Origin of the sequence: Pseudomonas spelaei, assembly GCF_009724245.1 — a bacterium.
In the GTDB taxonomy this organism is placed as follows: Bacteria; Pseudomonadota; Gammaproteobacteria; order Pseudomonadales; family Pseudomonadaceae; genus Aquipseudomonas; species Aquipseudomonas spelaei.
Map to the genome: position 1 here is coordinate 205,746 of NZ_WNNK01000004.1, position 16,203 is coordinate 221,948.

The window sequence follows — 16,203 nt, forward strand, 5'->3', positions numbered from 1 at the left end:
CTCATCACTGAGGAACGTCGAACAACAGCGAGCTTTTGATCGTCGCCCAGTGCGCCGCTTCGGCATCCCCCAACGTGTCCGCCTTCACATAACTCAAGGCGAGCATCTTGCGAGTGCCCGGTAACACCAGGGCCAGCTGGTACTGGAACACCTTGTCGTTGCCCTTGTTGAACTGGCTGCGCAACTCGATGCCTTCCACCTCTTGAGAGGCCCCCAGGTGCACCGGAACGCCGGGCTGGAAGCGCAAGTCCTGCACCTGTTTCTCCAGGCGCTTGAGCTGGTCATCGAAGTTGCTCTGCAAGGTTTCCCCCTCGGCCAGCAAGCTGCGGCTGACGATCAAGGAGGTACCCAGCTCGGGGAACTTGAGGATATTGATCGTCGCATCCTGCAGCTCGCCGGCCGGCAGTTGAAACTGGAATTCGTTGATTCGGTACGTCATGGCAAACGGGTCTCGTCAGGAACTTTTAGGCGCTGGGAACGCGGCTTTCACGTTGGCATCAATGCTGGCTTTGGAACCCTGGCCATCGGGTGTGGCGCCCGGGCCGCCGCCGTTGTTCAGGTGCAGGACGCCACCGGTATTGAACTCGGCGTCGCCGCTGGCATAGAAGCTGATTTGCACGCCGCTGAGGTTGATTTGCCCGCTGGCGTTCAGCTCCAGGATACTTTTACCGCACACCAGTCGCAGGTTTTCACCCACTTCAATGACGTAGCTCTGGCTGATGCTGTCGGTCTTTCTCTGGCCCACCGCGAGGATGTCTTCCTGCTTGACGATGCGCACGCGGTTATTGCCGATGGTGACGGTCTCGTTATGGCCGATGCTTTTGTTGCGGTCATGCCCTACCGAATGGCTCTCATCCACCTCAACCACGATGTCCTGATTGCGCTCGGCGTGGATATACAACTGCTCCAGTCCCTTCTTGTCCTCCATGCGGATTTCATTGAAGTTCGCCGGCGTGCCGCCTTTGCTGGAGCGGCTTTTCATCCCGCTCTGGGTCGCGTTTTGCGGCAGGTCGTAAGGTACCGTCTGCTCGGCGTTGTAGACCCGTCCTGTGATGATTGGCCGGTCAGGGTCACCTTCAAGGAAGCTGACAATCACCTCCTGGCCGATCCGTGGAATTTGCATCGAACCCCAGTTTTTTCCGGCCCAGGATTGCGACACTCGAATCCAGCATGAGCTGTTTTCGTTGGACTGGTCGTGGCGGTCCCAATAGAAATGCACTTTCACCCGGCCGTACTGGTCGGTCCAGATTTCCTCGCCCTTGGGGCCTACCACCAACGCGGTTTGCGGGCCTTTGACAATTGGGCGGTGGGTGTTGGCCAGGGGACGGAAGCTTTGCTGCGCACCGATACAGGTCAAGCTGCTTTCGAACTGCGCCGAGGGCGCACCACCACCGCTTTCCATGCTTTCCTGGGCGATGTAATAACGGGCGCCGACGATCAGGTATTCGCGGTTCTGGTCCTTGCGACTGAAGCCGGTGAGGCTGAACAGGTTGCCGGAACCCAAGCCTCGGGCGTTGCCGCTGAACTCCACTTGTTCGTGCAGGGTTTGCAGGGCTTCGATACGGGTACGGGCGTAGTGTTCGCCGTCTTCGCTCTTTACATACGTGCCGGGGTAATCGTACAGCGGGTAGTCGCCGGCGGTATGCGGGCGTGGCATGGCCGAGCGCACGTCGATGCTGGCGCTGGGGCGCTGGAAGTCATAGTCGTTGAGTTCCAGCGAGCCGGGCTGCACTTCGTGCGCCAGGTGCCAGTTGTGCATATGGTCGCGTTCGCGCTGCTGCTCGTCCTTGGGGTAGTAGGGCACGGAGCCGTAGCCGACCACGCCGGTATGGGCGCCATAGGCATCGGCCAGCACCAGCACATGGCGGTCCTGCTCATGGCGGAAGAAGTAGTAGATACCTTCCTGTTCCATCAACCGGCTGACGAACTCGAAGCTGGTCTCGCGGTACTGCACGCAGTATTCCCACTCGCGATACGGTCGGCTCAGGGCGTCTTCGAAGTCGGAAAAGCCGAGGTCACGGAACACCTGCTTGATGATCTGCGGGATGGTCAGGTTCTGGAAAATGCGGCAATCGGAGGTGCGACTGAGCAGCCACAACCACGGGCGTAAGGTGACCTGGTAACTGGCGAACTGACCCTGGTCGATGTTCTGGCTGCAGCGGGCAACGAGGCCATGGAAAAAGCGCTCGCCACCGTCCGCCAGTTGCAGGCTCAGGCACATGGGCTTGCCGAGCAACTGGTTGAGGTCGATGGCGGCGTCGAGCGAAGTCAACTGCAACTCGAAGTTGAAAAGCCTTCCTAGCTCTTCGCCACCGCCCATTTCATTGAGCATCAACACATCCGGCCCCAAGGGGCTGGTGATCTTGGCCAGGCGTGAAGCTTGGTTGAATAGCATCGGTAAACCCGTAAGTGTCGTCATCACTGGCTGGCGGAACCGGATCAAATGTGGGAGCTGGCTTGCCTGCGATAGCGGTGTGTCAGTCAACATCAATGCTGAATGTCAGACCGCTATCGCAGGCAAGCCAGCTCCCACAGTGACCGTGTTCCGTCAGGTCAGGCCGCGTCGCTGAAGTCGTAGTGCAATTCGTTATCCCGGCTGCTGATCCGCACCCCCGCCAACGCCTTGCCTTCCAGCATGCGGGTGAGGAACTCGCGGCTCATGTCCGGCAACAGGCTGTTGGTGAGGATGGTGTCGATCATCCGCCCACCGCTTTCGGTTTCGGTGCAGCGGGACACGATCAGGTCGACCACGTAGTCGTCGTAGTCGAAGGCCACTTTGTGAGTGTTCTCCACGCGCTTTTTGATGCGGTTGAGTTGCAGGCGAGTGATCGCCTTGAGCATCTCGTCGCTCAGCGGGTAGTACGGAATGGTCACCAGGCGGCCCAGTAACGCTGGCGGGAAAATCTCCAGCAGCGGCTGGCGCAGGGCCTTGGCGATTTCCTCGGGTTCCGGGATGTTCGCCGGGTCTTTGCAGACCCGGGAAATCAGCTCGGTACCGGCGTTGGTGGTGAGCAGGATCAAGGTATTCTTGAAGTCGATCACCCGGCCTTCGCCGTCTTCCATCACGCCTTTGTCGAACACCTGGAAGAAGATCTCGTGCACGTCCGGGTGGGCTTTTTCCACCTCGTCCAACAGCACCACGCTATACGGTTTGCGCCGCACGGCTTCGGTCAGCACGCCGCCTTCGCCGTAACCGATGTAGCCCGGTGGTGCGCCCTTGAGGGTCGACACGGTGTGGGCTTCCTGGAACTCGCTCATGTTGATGGTGATGACGTTCTGCTCGCCGCCGTACATGGCTTCGGCCAGGGCCAGGGCGGTTTCGGTCTTGCCCACGCCGGAGGTGCCGGCCAGCATGAACACGCCGATAGGCTTGCTCGGGTTGTCGAGGCCGGCGCGGGAAGTCTGGATGCGCTTGGCGATCATCTGCAGCGCGTGGTCCTGGCCGATGATGCGCTTCTTCAGGTGCTGGTCGAGGTTGAGCACCGTCTCCAGTTCATTGCGGGCCATGCGGCCTACCGGGATGCCGGTCCAGTCGGCGACCACCGAGGCCACGGCCTGGTAATCCACGGTCGGCAGGATCAACGGAGTTTCACCTTGCAGGGTCGTCAGGCGCTGTTGCAGGTCCACGAGTTTTTCACGCAAGGCGTGGCTGTCGTCGGTACCGGCATCGCTGTCTACCACGCCGACTTTATCCCGCAGGGTAGCGCGGGTGGCGAGCAGTTCGTCCACCAGGGTTTTTTCTTCGCTCCAGCGGCTTTCCAGAGTTGCCAGGCGCTCACGCTCGGCCGTCAGCAAGGCCTCACTGTTGGTTTGGCGCGTGCCGATGGCGATGCCGATAGCATGTTCGCGGGCGATGATTTGCAGCTCGGTTTCCAGCGCCTCGATACGGCGGCGGCTGTCGTCGACTTCTGCTGGCACCGCATGCAGGCTGATGGCGACACGGGCGCACGCGGTGTCCAGCAGGCTTACGGATTTGTCCGGCAACTGGCGGGCGGGAATGTAGCGGTGGGACAGCTTCACCGAGGCTTCAAGGGCTTCGTCGAGGATCTGCACCTGGTGGTGTTTTTCCATGGTCGAGGCCACGCCGCGCATCATCAGCAGTGCTTTGTCTTCCGATGGCTCGGCGACTTGTACCACCTGGAAGCGGCGAGTCAGGGCCGGGTCCTTTTCGATGTGTTTCTTGTACTCGGCCCAGGTGGTGGCGGCCACGGTACGCAAGGTGCCACGGGCCAAGGCCGGCTTGAGCAGGTTGGCCGCATCGCCGGTCCCGGCAGCACCACCGGCACCCACCAAGGTATGGGCTTCGTCGATAAACAGGATGATCGGTTTCGGCGAGGCCTGGACGTCTTCGATGACCTGGCGCAGGCGCTGTTCAAACTCGCCTTTCATGCTCGCGCCGGCTTGCAGCAGGCCGACATCGAGGCTGCGCAGTTCTACGTCTTTCAACGCCGGCGGTACGTCGCCGGCGACGATGCGCAGGGCGAACCCTTCCACCACGGCGGTTTTACCGACACCGGCTTCACCGGTGAGGATCGGGTTGTTCTGGCGACGACGCATCAGGATGTCCACCAGTTGGCGGATCTCTTCGTCACGGCCGACGATAGGGTCGAGCTTGCCGCTGCGGGCTTGCTCCGTCAGGTCGACGGTAAAGCGCTTGAGGGCTTCCTGCTTGCCCATCGCGCTTGGCGCCATCGCGCCGCTGGCTTCACCCGGTACGGCGCCGGCATTGAAACCGTCGCTGGCGGTGAGGGCGTTCTCCGGCGAATCGCCGACGTACTCGTCAAAGCGCTCACTCAAGGCTTCGGGCTTGATCTTGTCGAACTCCGACGACAAGCCCAGCAGCGCATGGCGCAGGCTCGGGGTCTTGAGAATGCCCAGCACCAGGTAACCGGTGCGCACCTGGCTTTCGCCAAACATCAGGCTGCCGTAGACCCAGCCGCGCTCCACGGCTTCTTCCACATGGGACGACAAGTCGGTGATCGACGTCGAGCCGCGAGGCAGGCGGTCCAGGGCTTCGGTCAGGTCACGGGCCAGGCGTGCCGGCTCGATATTGAACTGGCGGATGATGCGGTGCAGGTCCGAGTCCTGCAGTTGCAGCAACTGGTGAAACCAGTGAGCCAGTTCCACATACGGGTTGCCCCGCAGTTTGCAGAAGACGGTGGCGGCTTCGATGGCCTTGTAGGCCACGCTGTTGAGTTTGCCGAACAAGGCGGCGCGACTGATTTCACCCATGCTCTGGATTCCTTGAGGTGTTGGCCAGCTCGGCGTAATGCCGGGCCAGGATTAGGTCGTTGGCGTCGTGCTCGGGTTGGCCAAGCCAGGTGTTGAAACCCAGGCGGAACTGGCCATTGAGCTGCAATGCCGGAACTTCCGGTTGTTGAAGAATCAGGTTTAAATCCCAGTCCAGTTCATGGCCCAGGTACTCGGCCACCCAGGCCACCAGCTCGTTGAACGGCTGGCTGCCGGGCAGCATGCCCATGTAGTCATCGAGCCTGAGCGGCCCCAGGCGGATGCGGAATTTATGCTGGCGATCCCACACGTGGCTGCCCAGGCAAAAGTCCACGCCCAACTGGTTGGCGTTGACACTGACACGGCTGCGTTCGGGCAACTCCAGCCATTGGCCGACGTACTCTTCGATCTCCACCGGCAGGCCGAAATACTCGCTGAGGATCGCTTTCAAACCGTCCGGGTAGCGGGTCTGCGCCGACAGGTGGCCGCTGTAATGCAGCTTCGCGGTGTCGGGAATCAGCCCCTGTTCCCGCAGGCTTGGCATGCCCCGGCCGCTCAACGCTGCCAGGCGTGCCGACCAGTAATCATCGTCTGGACGATCGTGGCTGACCGTCGGCCGCGCCTCGGCCCACGCCCGGTAAAACAGGCTCAGCAGGCGGTGGTGGAACACATCCAGGAAGCGCTTGCTGGTGCTGTCGGCGTTGTTGCGCTGGCGTTCGCGTACGTATTCGGTGATGTGCAGCGGCAACGGGCCGTTGGGGCCGCCGAGGCCGAAGAAGAACTGTTCCAGCCGCGCCGGCTTGCCGTCGAAACCAGGCTCGACCGATGCCAGCGTGGCGGGGGCGAACGTGCAGTCGGCTTGCTGCCCGAGGCGCAGGGGATCATCCGCCAGGCGCAGGGAGTGGCCCAGGCGCGGCAGGTCCGGCGATTCGCACTCGATACGACGCAGCGCCTGGAAGAAGTCATATTCCCAGGGCTCCTGATGCATCGCCGACAGCGTGTTCACAGGGTCGGACGGCGTCCGGGCTTGGCTTTCCATCGCATGATCTCGCCGCGTTCGGTGGTACGGATCACCGTCTCGGTAAAACTGTTGATCGACACGTAGCGTGCCAGGAACCGTTCAAACACCGCACCGAGCAGAAACACGCCGGTACCGCGGAACGCGTTTTCATCAAATTCCAGGGTGATTTCCAGCCCGCGCCCAAACACGATCGGCCCGGGCATCGGCAGGCGGCGGGTCACGGCCTTGCTGCTGACCTCGCGCAAGCCTTCGATCTGCAATTGCAGCGCGGCGTCGTTGCTGTCGCCGTACAGGCGCAGCAATTCGCGCAGCGCAGCGGCGCCCTGGCCTTGTTCGCTGAGGGACAGGTAGTTGAGCGACAACTGGCTGATCAGGCGCCAGGCCTTGGCATCGTGGGCGTGGCTGGCGCGTGGGCGGCTGGGGCCTGCGACGCAGCGTACCGCCAGCACCGGAGCGCTGTCGGCCAGGGTGAAGTCGGTCTTGCCATTGCCCACGCTCATGAACAGCGGCAGATCGCGGTTGGTGCACAGTGCGGTGACGCCCAGTTGGCGCAGGTCATGACCATAAGGCGCCTGCCGGCTGTCGACCAGACTGACGAAGGTTTCGCTGCCCACATACGTGGAGCGCGGCCCGTTGCGACGCTGGTCGCTGGACAGCACACGCGGCTCACGGCGTACGGTGTAGTAAGCCTGGTCTCGACCATAACGTGATGGATCGCGCACCGCGTAGAACGGCAGGAACGGTTGCTCCGGCCCGGTGCCGTGGCCGGCGATGGCACTCAGGGAATGAATCTCGAAATCCATCGGCCGGGTGCGGTCGGCGATCACATGGTGTTCGTTGACGCGCTCGGACAGGTGAATCCGGTCCACCCGCTTGGGAAACAGGTTGATCGCCGGGGTGCAGAACGGCACGAACTGCGCGGCGCCGACACTGCCTTCCAGGCTCGGATCATGCCGGTCGAACAGCACGATCAGTTCCAGCTCCTGGCCGTCACAGCGCTTGATGGCGCGGCTCAGTTCAGCGAACTCAACGAACAGGAAACGATGGGGCAGGGCGAAGTATTCCTGCAGCAGCCGATAACCCTGGAAGGCCCGCGGAACCACCGGCATCGCCGCATCGACGTCGTCGAAACCCCGGGAGCGCAGGGCATCCTGCGGCAGGCGCTCGACCCAATCACCACCCGGTTTGCGGGCAAATACCGCGCAGGCGTTACCCAGCAATTGTTCGTAGAGGCGGAACGGTTGCTCGTCGGCACCGCTGAGGTACAGCGGCAGGTTATCCAGGGCCAGGCTGTTGAACGGCAGCTCGGCGCCTGTGCGCAACGTCAGGCGCAAGCCGGCTTTGGCCTTGGGCTCGCTCGCGGCCAGGCGCCCAAGTACGGCCGAAGGGTTGCCGAAGTACTCGGCCTGGCTGACCTGCAACGGCCACAACGTCACCGGGTGCGCGGTGCGGTACTCGCAGCACGTCTGGGTTTCGCGGCCCAGGGCGGCGCGCAATACGGTGTCCCGGGGCAGCGCAAAGCCGCTGGCCAGGGAGCCTTCGTCGGGATCGGCCTGCAACTGCACCACGGTCATCGACGGTGTCGGTGCCAGGTAGTGCGGGTAAGCGATTTCCAACAGGTTATGGGTGAAGGTCGGGTACTCGGCGTCGAGTTTGAGCTGCACCCGTGCGGTGAGGTAGGCGAAGCCTTCCAGCAAGCGTTCGACGTACGGGTCGGCGCAGTCCATACCGGACAGGGTCAGCCGACTGGCGATCTTCGGGTATTCCTTGGCGAACTCCGCAGCGCTTTCGCGCACATGGTGCAATTCCTGGTTATACAGCTCCAGCAGGCGCGGATTCATGAGCGCCTCCGCTGGTCGGCATTGACCACGCGTACATGGCCGGATTCCAGGTCCAGGTCGGTTTGCAGCAACAGGCGCAACGGCACCGGCTGCGCCCACAGGTCGCCTTCGATCTCGAAACTCAAGGCGTTGTGGTTCATCTCGCCGTGAGCCACCCGCGCGCGTACCCGCAACGTGTTGCGCAGAATGCGCGGTTCAAAGGTGGCGATGGCCTGGTAAATCAAGGTTTCCAGGGCGCTGACATCGACGCTGGACGCACTGTTACCTGCCAGCGCCGGCAGGCCGTAATTGACCACGGAGGTCCCGGCGGGGGTGTGCAGCGTCGCATCGGCATCGAGCAATGAAGTGGTGTTGAGCAGCCACGCCAAGTCACGCAGCACCGAGGCTTTTAATTGGGTCAGGGACAGCACGCGTTTATCGGCGCTTTCCTTGGGATTGGTCGGGTCGTCGTCGGTCAACCGGTCCAGCAGGGACGGTTGCAGACGGTCGCGGGAAGCGATTTCAGTTACCACCAAAGCAGCTCCACGGACGGGTTGCGAGAGGAACATGGGCTGTAGCCGCTGCCGAGGAACGAGGCTGCGATCGGTTGTGAAGCGGCCGCACATGTTTGCGCGGACTTCGTCCTCGATCGCAGGCTACGCCAGCGGCTACAAGGTCTATCAGCGTTTGGTGTTGGAACGGATGTTCCAGCCAAACTTGATCGCGCCGCCGTCCTTGGTGCCGTCGGCTTTCTGTGGCTGGTAGTCCACGAGCACCTGGGCGAAGTTCAGGGTGACGTTTTCGGTCAGGCGATCATCGCTGCCCGAGCCGCCGGTGCTCAGGGAGGTGACCAGCACTTCTTCCAGGTTGATGATCATGTACTCGACCTGGTTTTCACCACCGGCCTTGCGCACGGTCAGGGTGACCTTGTCGATGTGCTTGCCGCTGGCGCAGTGCATCATCAGGTTAGGCGAGGCCTTGTCGACGTACTTGGTCAGCGACAGGTCCTGGATATTCACCTTGCCCGCGCCACCGCCACCGCCCATGTGCATGTTGCCGGATTGGGACATGCCCCAGCTCCAGTTCAGGACGTCGATTTCGTCCTTGTGGGCCTTGTCCATGGACTCGCCCTTGATGTCACCGATCTTGATGAAAATATCAACAGCCATGTTATCTCCCTGTGTGGTCTCTACCACGGTATTTGGTTTTTATGTGGGAGTCGGGCTTGCCCACGATGCAGACGGCGCGGTCTGTCAGCCAGACTGCAGTGATGCCATCGCGGGCAAGCCCGGCTCCCACAAAAGAGCAAGATCAACAGCTATTTACGCGCCTTTGGCCGAAGGCAGCTTCGATACCAGCCGCAGCGACACGGTCAGCCCTTCGAGCTGATAGTGAGGACGCAGGTAGAACTTGGAGTTGTAATACCCCGGGTTGCCTTCGACGTCTTCCACGATCACTTCGGCGGCAGCCAACGGGTGCTGGGCCTTGGTGGTTTCGGTGGAGTGCGCCGGGTCACCGTCGACGTAGTTGAGGATCCAGTCCTGCAACCAACGCTGCATTTCGTCCTTCTCTTTGAAGGAACCGATCTTGTCGCGCACGATGCACTTCAAGTAGTGAGCGAAACGGCAGGTGGCGAACAGGTACGGCAGGCGCGCGGCCAGGTTGGCGTTGGCGGTGGCGTCCGGGTCGTCGTATTCGGCCGGTTTCTGCAACGACTGGGCGCCGATGAACGCGGCGAAGTCGGTGTTTTTCTTGTGCAGCAGTGGCATGAAACCGTTCTTCGCCAGTTCCGCTTCACGGCGGTCGCTGATGGCGATTTCGGTCGGGCACTTCATGTCCACGCCACCGTCATCGGTCGGGAACGTGTGGGCTGGCAGGTTTTCCACTTCACCGCCGGACTCCACCCCGCGGATGCGCGAGCACCAGCCGTAGTGTTTGAACGAACGGTTGATGTTCACTGCCATCGCGTACGCGGCGTTGGCCCAGGTGTACTTGGAGCTGTCGGCGCCGTCGGTGTTTTCTTCGAAGGCGAAGGCTTCCACCGGGTCGGTCTTGGCGCCGTATGGCAGGCGCGCCAGGAAACGCGGCATGGTCAGGCCGATGTAGCGCGAGTCTTCCGATTCACGCAGCGAGCGCCAGCCGGCGTATTCCGGGGTGGTGAAGATTTTGGTCAGGTCGCGCGGGTTCGACAGTTCCTGCCACGAGCCCATGCCCATCACGGTCGGCGAAGCGGCGGCAATGAACGGTGAGTGCATGGCGGCGCAGACTTTCGACAGCTCGCCCAACAGCTCTACGTCGGGAGGCGACTGGTCGAAGTAGTAGTCGCCCACCAGGCAACCGTAAGGTTCGCCGCCGAACTGACCGTATTCTTCTTCGTACATCTTCTTGAAGATCGGGCTCTGGTCCCACGCGGTGCCCTTGAATTTCTTCAGGGTCTTGTGCAGTTCCGGCTTGGAGATGTTGAGCACGCGAATCTTCAGTTGCTCATCGCTTTCGGTGTTGTTGACCAGGTAGTGCAGGCCACGCCAGGCGCTTTCCAGTTGCTGGAAGTCCGGGTGGTGAATGACCTGGTTGACCTGGGCGGTGAGCTTGGCGTCGATGGCGGCGATGATCGATTCGATCGACTTGATGGCGTCGTTGGACACCAGGTCAGTCTGCGCCAGGGCCTGCTCGGCCAGGGTACGCACGGCGGTTTCTACCGCTTCACGGGCGCGCTCGGTCTTGGGTTTGAATTCTTGCAGCAGCAGCGAAGCGAACTCGCTGGTCTCTTCGGTAGCGCCGAGGTTCTGGGCGCCTTCGCGGGCTGTATCGGTCATGATCATTCGTCCTGATTAAGCCTTGGGCTCGGCGGGCTTCGGTGCACTGGCAAGTGCCTGGAGCAATGCCGGGTCCTTGATCGCCTTCATGATGATTTCTTCGGCGCCGGTCTTGCCGTCCATGTAGGTCAGCAGGTTGGCCAGTTGGGTGCGGGCTTCGAGCAGCTTGTTCAGCGAGTCGACCTTGCGGGCCACAGCGGCCGGGCTGAAGTCGTCCATGCTTTCAAAGGTGATGTCCAGGCTCAGGTTGCCTTCGCCTGTCAGCTCGTTGGGCACGTGGAACGCGACGCGTGGCTGCATGGCCTTGAGGCGGGAGTCGAAATTGTCGACGTCCACTTCAAGGAACTTGCGGTCGGCGACGGCTGCCAGCGGCTCGGCCGGCTTGCCGGCGAGATCGGCCATGACACCCATGACGAAGGGCAGCTGGACCTTTTTCTCGGCGCCGTAGAGCTCGACGTCGTACTCGATCTGCACCCGAGGCGCACGGTTGCGCGCGATGAATTTCTGAGAACTTTGCTTCGCCACGTTGCTGCTCCTGGTCGCTTGAGCGACGGTGTTGTTACTGCGCGGTACAGACGTTTATTCGCCGTCTGGTCCGCGCAGGTTTTCAAATTGGGACATCCCATCAGGTATCAGGTTGCGCACGATGGCCGCGAAGTCGGCGTGCACCAGATTCTTGGCCCGGTTCAACAGCACCGGCAGCGGGCTGGAAGGCTCGTGGCGGGTGTAGTACGCGAGGATGCGGTCCAGGCTGCGCAAGACTTCATCGCGGTTGGCGATGTCGCCGTTGTTGCGCGGTGCAGTGGGGGCAGCGGCGTGTTCGACCGGGGCGGCGCTGTCGTCACTGACGGCTTCGGGATCGCTGCTGCCTTCGCCGTGGGGCGCGTATTGCGCCAGGACCTGCAAGGCTTGTTTGAGGGGGTGCTTCAATGGGCCGAGGTCTACGCCCTGGGCCGAACCGACCTGGTCGCTGACCTGCTGCTCGATGGCTTCGCAGGCGGCGCGGGCTTCGTTCAAGGCGGCACGGGTGGCGTTCAACTGCTCGGCATCGCTGTCGAGGAACGCGCCGGCCAACTGTTCGGCACCGAGGTTTTCACCGGGGAAACTTTGCAGGCCGCTGGCATTGAGGGCGGCGCGCAGGCTGACGGGGCCGAAAGCCCGTGAGCGGGTAAGCATGCTTTCGCGCAACAGACGAATGGTGTCATCGGACGTCAAGCCAGCGAGGGCATTGATGCGAACGGTGGGGTCGTTGTCGTCATCGGCATCCAGGCGCGGATGCAGTTCGGCCCAGTACTGGCGTAGCAGTTCGTTGATCAGCGTGAGGGCGGTGGCCAGTCCCGTAACGCCTTGCAGGGCCAGGGAGCTTTGCAGGAGGAAGTGAGTGATGCGCAGGTCTTTGCTGCGTTGCAGCAGGTCCAGGCTTTGCTGCTGGATACTGCGCCATTCCGGCGGTTCAGCGGGCAGGATCGAGTCGCCCATGCTGCGCTCAGGCTGGCCTTGAGCGTCACGCTCAAGTTGCAAATAAGCCGCGTCATATTCCAAGTCTTCACCACATGGCGAAGTCGCGGAAACGGCGGCGAGCAGCAAAGGCACATCCACTGAGTTCGATCTCCCTATCAGCCTGCGTGCGTGCGGGCAGTTCATGCCTTAGTTACGTAAGTAATACTCACGCGTAATCGGCATGCTTTCTTGGTATATAAGCACTTCGATTCTAAAGTGCCATCATTGGTATTCAAGAAGTTGTGCATTTTTGGTGTAGTACTTATGCCTTGTCAAGGTAAGCTATTCACCCTGTGTGACAGATGTGCAGTGCTTAACAACCTACTCGACCGTTGGGTCGAAGCAGGCACTGACACAGGGTTTTTGTCACAAGAGCCGAGTAAGATCAGCGATCATGCTGATAAAACAGGCTTTTGATGGTGGTTAGCACCATCTGTCGGGAAGCTCGAGGGGTTACCTCCCTTTGGGTCGACTGTGCGCGAAGTATCAGCAAGGAGGCATGATGTCGCTGTGTTTGACTATCACTAGTTATCACAAGATTACCCCTGGCCAATGCCCTGAAAAGTCCATGGATCAGGGAGTGATGGCAATTGGCCGCAGCTCTGAAAATGACTGGGTATTGCCCGACCCTGAGCGTCTGGTTTCCGCGCAACATTGCGTTATTCAATACAAAGATGGCCGTTATTATTTAACCGACAACAGCACCAATGGTGTTGAGTTGGTCAAGTCCGGTATTCGTTTGCGCCGAGGTAGCAGCGAGCTGCTGGAAGATGGCGAGCTGATCCGCATCGGTGATTACGAAATCCAGGCGCGTATCGATTTCAATCTGCAAGTCACTGAAAGCCAACCCTTTGCTGGCGATTCGTCGAACAGCTTCGAGGCCCTGATGGGGCGCGAGGGCGCCGTCGTGAACACGCCGATGCCCACCCCGGTGATCGCGCCGCAATTCCAGGGTGCGTCGTCGATGGACACGCTGCCGGACCTGTTCGACTTCCTGACACCCACCGCCGTACCGCCTGCCACCCAGCCCGATCATGTGCCGGCGCAGCAGCATGACTTCCGCCCACCTACACCGGTGCCAGTGGTGGAATTGCCTGCACCACCTGTCGCCTCGGGTTCGGTGATTCCCGACGACTGGGATCTATTGGGTGATGGGCCAGCGCCTGTGGTCAGTGCGCCCACGCCGGTATCGATTCCGACGCCTGAGCCGCCACCCACACCGCCAGCGCCACCGCCATCAACGCCGCCGGTCATCGAACCGCCCGTCGTCGAGCGCCCGCAACCTGTGGTCGACAGCAACCAGCCCGACCTGCTGCAAGCCTTCTTGCGCGGCGCTGGGATTGATCAACTGCGCCTGGACAAAGCCCAGGCCGAAGCGCAGATGGAAAGTATCGGTCGCAGCTACCGGCTGATGGTCGAGGGCCTGATCGACGTGTTGCGTGCCCGCAGCAGCCTCAAGGGCGAGTTCCGCATACAGCAGACGATGATTCAACCGGTGGAAAACAACCCGTTGAAATTCGCGCCCAATGTCGACGAAGCATTACTGCTGTTGCTGCGTCACGGCAACCAGGCGTTTATGGCGCCGGATCTGGCAGTGCGTGACAGTTTCAACGACCTGCGTGCTCACCAGTTGGCGGTGATGGCCGGTGTCGAGGCGGCCATCAAGCACCTGCTTACGCGCTTTGAACCGACACAACTGGAAGAGCGTATGGGTAAGCCCGGTGGCCTCTCGGGTATTTTCAATGGTTCGCGCCAGGCCCAGTATTGGCAGCAGTTCACTGAGCTCTACAGCAATATTTCCCGAGAGGCCCAGGAGGATTTCCAGGACTTGTTCGGGCGTGAATTCAGCCGTGCCTACGAAGAGCACAGCGCACGACAGCGTCGCCCTTGAGTGGCGTTATCGAATAACAAAAAATGAAACAACGGACAGCTAAGTAGTCATTGAGGACGCAGGATGATTCCCAGGTTTTTACTCGTAGCCGCCACCGCGCTGCTGCTGACGGCGTGTGCCAAGGATGCCGTCAAACCCGAAGCAGTCGAGGCTGAAGCGGATACCGCTGCCATTGAGCTGCACTTCCATGCCATTGCTGGCCTCAACCCCGGTGCCAACGGCCAGCCGGCACCGGTGCGGGTACGGATTTTCGAGCTGAAAAACGCCGCGACGTTCAGCCGCTCCGACTACTTCGCCCTGGCTGACCGTGCCCAGTCGACCCTCGGGCTGGACCTGCTGGACCAGGACGAAGTAATGATCCAGCCCGGCCAGCAACTGAGCATCAAGCGTGACCTGGACCCGGCTACCCGTCAGATCGGCCTGCTGGTGGGTTATCGCGAGCTGGATCGCGCGCAGTGGCGCACCGTGCTCACTGTCCCGCCGCGCGAGTACACCGAATACCAGATCAGCCTTGATGTTCGTGCCGTGCGCGCCGACGTTGTGGTTTCCCCATCCAGCCCTGCCCAATAAGCAATCGGAGCCCCCATGTCCTGGAACAATCGCGTGGTCTGGTCGGAAGGCATGTTCATCGGAACGCAGCACTTCCAGCAGCATGACCGTTACCTGGAAAACCTGATTGACGCTCGCAGCCGCCCATTGTCGGCCGGTGCCTGGGGCTTCTCCGAATTGCTGCTCGACCAGGGCCTGTTGGCCCAGGGCAAGCTGGCCATTGTTTCGGCACGCGGCCTGTTGCCCGACGGCACGCCGTTCAATATCCCCCAGGATGACCTGGCGCCGAGCCCGCTGAATATTGACGACAACTTGCGCGATGGCCTCATCTACCTGGCGTTGCCCCTCAAGCGCGCAGGGGCCCGCGACACGGTCGACGAAGGTGAGGTCCTTGGCGCCGCGCGTTACGTCAGCCAGGTGCGGGAGGTGCGGGACGACAACGCTCCATTCGAAAACCGTGCGCCGGTGGCCGTCGGTTCCCGTGCCTTGCGTTTGTTGACCGCTCAGGATGGCGTCAGTGACTACGCCGCCATCGGTCTGGTGCGGGTCAAGGAAAAACGTGCCGATCGTGCCCTCGTACTTGACGACAGCTACATCCCGCCGGTGTTGGACGTGGTCGCCAGCAAACCGCTGACGGCGTTTCGCAGCGAACTGCTGGGCCTGCTGCACCAGCGCGGCGAAGCCCTCGCCGGGCGTGTGGTGGCGTCGGGCGCCGGTGGTGCTTCGGAGATTGCCGATTTCATGCTGCTGCAACTGGTCAACCGTGCCCAGCCGCTGATCCAGCACCTGAACCAGTTGAGCCCACTGCACCCGGAGCGTTTCTTCAGCGAGCTGGTAAGCCTGGCCGGTGAGTTCTCAACATTCTCCACCTCCGGTCGCCGTCCCCAGGAATACCCGCAATACCAGCACGACGACCTGGCCCTGAGCTTCACCCCCGTGATGCAGGCCCTGCGTGAAGCACTGTCGATGTTGATCGACAGCAAAGCCACGCCGATTCCGATTGTCGAGAAAGCCTACGGTGTCCATGTGGCGATGCTGGCCGACAAGACCCTGATCGAGACCGCGAGCTTCATCCTGGTGGTACGTGCCGACGTCCCCGGCGAAACCCTGCGCGGGCGCTTCGCTCAGCAGAGCAAAGTCGGCTCGGTGGAGCACATCCGCGACTTGGTCAACCTGCAGTTGCCAGGTATCAGCCTGTTGCCGTTGCCGGTGGCGCCACGGCAGATTCCGTACCACGCCGGCTCCACCTATTACGAATTGGACCGGGGCAGCGAGCACTGGCAGCAGTTGAGCAATTCCGGTGGTTTTGCCTTCCACATTGCTGGTCAGTTCCCGGGGTTGAACCTGGCGTTCTGGGCCATCCGAGGATAATCCGCG

13 protein-coding genes are annotated in these 16,203 nt (G+C 61.5%); 3 read left to right on the top strand and 10 right to left on the bottom strand.

Features of this window, described 5'->3' with window-relative positions; translation table 11 throughout:
• Positions 1 to 4: 4 nt before the first annotated feature.
• From GNF76_RS06835 to tssA, 10 genes are all read right to left on the bottom strand, one after another.
• Positions 5 to 439 (bottom strand): DcrB-related protein, encoded by a 435-nt coding sequence (locus tag GNF76_RS06835; RefSeq protein WP_155582411.1) that lies wholly within the window; start codon positions 437 to 439, stop codon positions 5 to 7.
• 15 nt (positions 440 to 454) lie between these two features.
• Entirely contained in the window at positions 455 to 2,395 is a 1,941-nt protein-coding gene (locus GNF76_RS06840; protein WP_155582412.1) for a type VI secretion system Vgr family protein, read from the bottom strand.
• 158 nt (positions 2,396 to 2,553) lie between these two features.
• Positions 2,554 to 5,232 carry a type VI secretion system ATPase TssH gene (gene tssH / locus GNF76_RS06845; RefSeq protein WP_155582413.1) on the bottom strand — a complete coding sequence of 893 codons (2,679 nt, stop codon included), beginning with the start codon at positions 5,230 to 5,232 and terminating at the stop codon, positions 2,554 to 2,556.
• Complete coding sequence (gene tssG, locus GNF76_RS06850) at positions 5,225 to 6,268, bottom strand: type VI secretion system baseplate subunit TssG (RefSeq protein ID WP_155582414.1); 1,044 nt, start codon at positions 6,266 to 6,268, stop codon at positions 5,225 to 5,227. The genes tssH and tssG overlap by 8 nt, the downstream gene beginning before the upstream one ends.
• Positions 6,232 to 8,091 carry a type VI secretion system baseplate subunit TssF gene (tssF, locus tag GNF76_RS06855; protein WP_155582415.1) on the bottom strand — a complete coding sequence of 620 codons (1,860 nt, stop codon included), beginning with the start codon at positions 8,089 to 8,091 and terminating at the stop codon, positions 6,232 to 6,234. Before tssF ends, tssG begins: the two co-directional genes overlap by 37 nt.
• A complete protein-coding gene (gene tssE / locus GNF76_RS06860; protein WP_178123211.1) occupies positions 8,088 to 8,603 on the bottom strand; it encodes a type VI secretion system baseplate subunit TssE in 516 nt (171 codons plus the stop codon). Before tssE ends, tssF begins: the two co-directional genes overlap by 4 nt.
• A gap of 147 nt (positions 8,604 to 8,750) precedes the next feature.
• Positions 8,751 to 9,239: an Hcp family type VI secretion system effector gene (locus GNF76_RS06865; protein WP_155582417.1), complete on the bottom strand. Its 489-nt coding sequence runs from the start codon at positions 9,237 to 9,239 to the stop codon at positions 8,751 to 8,753.
• Between the two features lie 153 nt (positions 9,240 to 9,392).
• Complete coding sequence (gene tssC, locus GNF76_RS06870; protein ID WP_155582418.1) at positions 9,393 to 10,886, bottom strand: type VI secretion system contractile sheath large subunit; 1,494 nt, start codon at positions 10,884 to 10,886, stop codon at positions 9,393 to 9,395.
• Positions 10,887 to 10,901: 15 nt separating this feature from the next.
• The gene (gene tssB / locus GNF76_RS06875; protein ID WP_169357017.1) at positions 10,902 to 11,411 is read right to left on the bottom strand and encodes a type VI secretion system contractile sheath small subunit; all 510 of its coding nucleotides are present in this window, start codon (positions 11,409 to 11,411) and stop codon (positions 10,902 to 10,904) included.
• Between the two features lie 54 nt (positions 11,412 to 11,465).
• Positions 11,466 to 12,485 (bottom strand): type VI secretion system protein TssA, encoded by a 1,020-nt coding sequence (tssA, locus tag GNF76_RS06880; RefSeq protein ID WP_178123212.1) that lies wholly within the window; start codon positions 12,483 to 12,485, stop codon positions 11,466 to 11,468.
• 403 nt (positions 12,486 to 12,888) lie between these two features.
• Here tssA and tagH point away from each other — a divergent pair, with 403 nt between their 5' ends.
• From tagH to tssK, 3 genes are all read left to right on the top strand, one after another.
• Positions 12,889 to 14,277, top strand: a complete 1,389-nt coding sequence (gene tagH, locus GNF76_RS06885) for a type VI secretion system-associated FHA domain protein TagH (RefSeq protein WP_155582420.1) — start codon at positions 12,889 to 12,891, stop codon at positions 14,275 to 14,277.
• Positions 14,278 to 14,340: 63 nt separating this feature from the next.
• Positions 14,341 to 14,847 (top strand): type VI secretion system lipoprotein TssJ, encoded by a 507-nt coding sequence (gene tssJ, locus GNF76_RS06890; protein WP_155582421.1) that lies wholly within the window; start codon positions 14,341 to 14,343, stop codon positions 14,845 to 14,847.
• 15 nt (positions 14,848 to 14,862) lie between these two features.
• Positions 14,863 to 16,197: a type VI secretion system baseplate subunit TssK gene (tssK, locus tag GNF76_RS06895; RefSeq protein ID WP_155582422.1), complete on the top strand. Its 1,335-nt coding sequence runs from the start codon at positions 14,863 to 14,865 to the stop codon at positions 16,195 to 16,197.
• The last annotated feature ends 6 nt before the right edge of the window (positions 16,198 to 16,203 follow it).

Coding starts and splice junctions, on each gene's coding strand:
- GNF76_RS06835 (WP_155582411.1), bottom strand. CDS start 439: ATGACGTACCGAATCAACGAATTCCAGTTTCAACTGCCGGCCGGCGAG.
- GNF76_RS06840 (WP_155582412.1), bottom strand. CDS start 2,395: ATGCTATTCAACCAAGCTTCACGCCTGGCCAAGATCACCAGCCCCTTG.
- tssH (WP_155582413.1), bottom strand. CDS start 5,232: ATGGGTGAAATCAGTCGCGCCGCCTTGTTCGGCAAACTCAACAGCGTG.
- tssG (WP_155582414.1), bottom strand. CDS start 6,268: ATGGAAAGCCAAGCCCGGACGCCGTCCGACCCTGTGAACACGCTGTCG.
- tssF (WP_155582415.1), bottom strand. CDS start 8,091: ATGAATCCGCGCCTGCTGGAGCTGTATAACCAGGAATTGCACCATGTG.
- GNF76_RS06865 (WP_155582417.1), bottom strand. CDS start 9,239: ATGGCTGTTGATATTTTCATCAAGATCGGTGACATCAAGGGCGAGTCC.
- tssC (WP_155582418.1), bottom strand. CDS start 10,886: ATGACCGATACAGCCCGCGAAGGCGCCCAGAACCTCGGCGCTACCGAA.
- tagH (WP_155582420.1), top strand. CDS start 12,889: ATGTCGCTGTGTTTGACTATCACTAGTTATCACAAGATTACCCCTGGC.
- tssJ (WP_155582421.1), top strand. CDS start 14,341: ATGATTCCCAGGTTTTTACTCGTAGCCGCCACCGCGCTGCTGCTGACG.
- tssK (WP_155582422.1), top strand. CDS start 14,863: ATGTCCTGGAACAATCGCGTGGTCTGGTCGGAAGGCATGTTCATCGGA.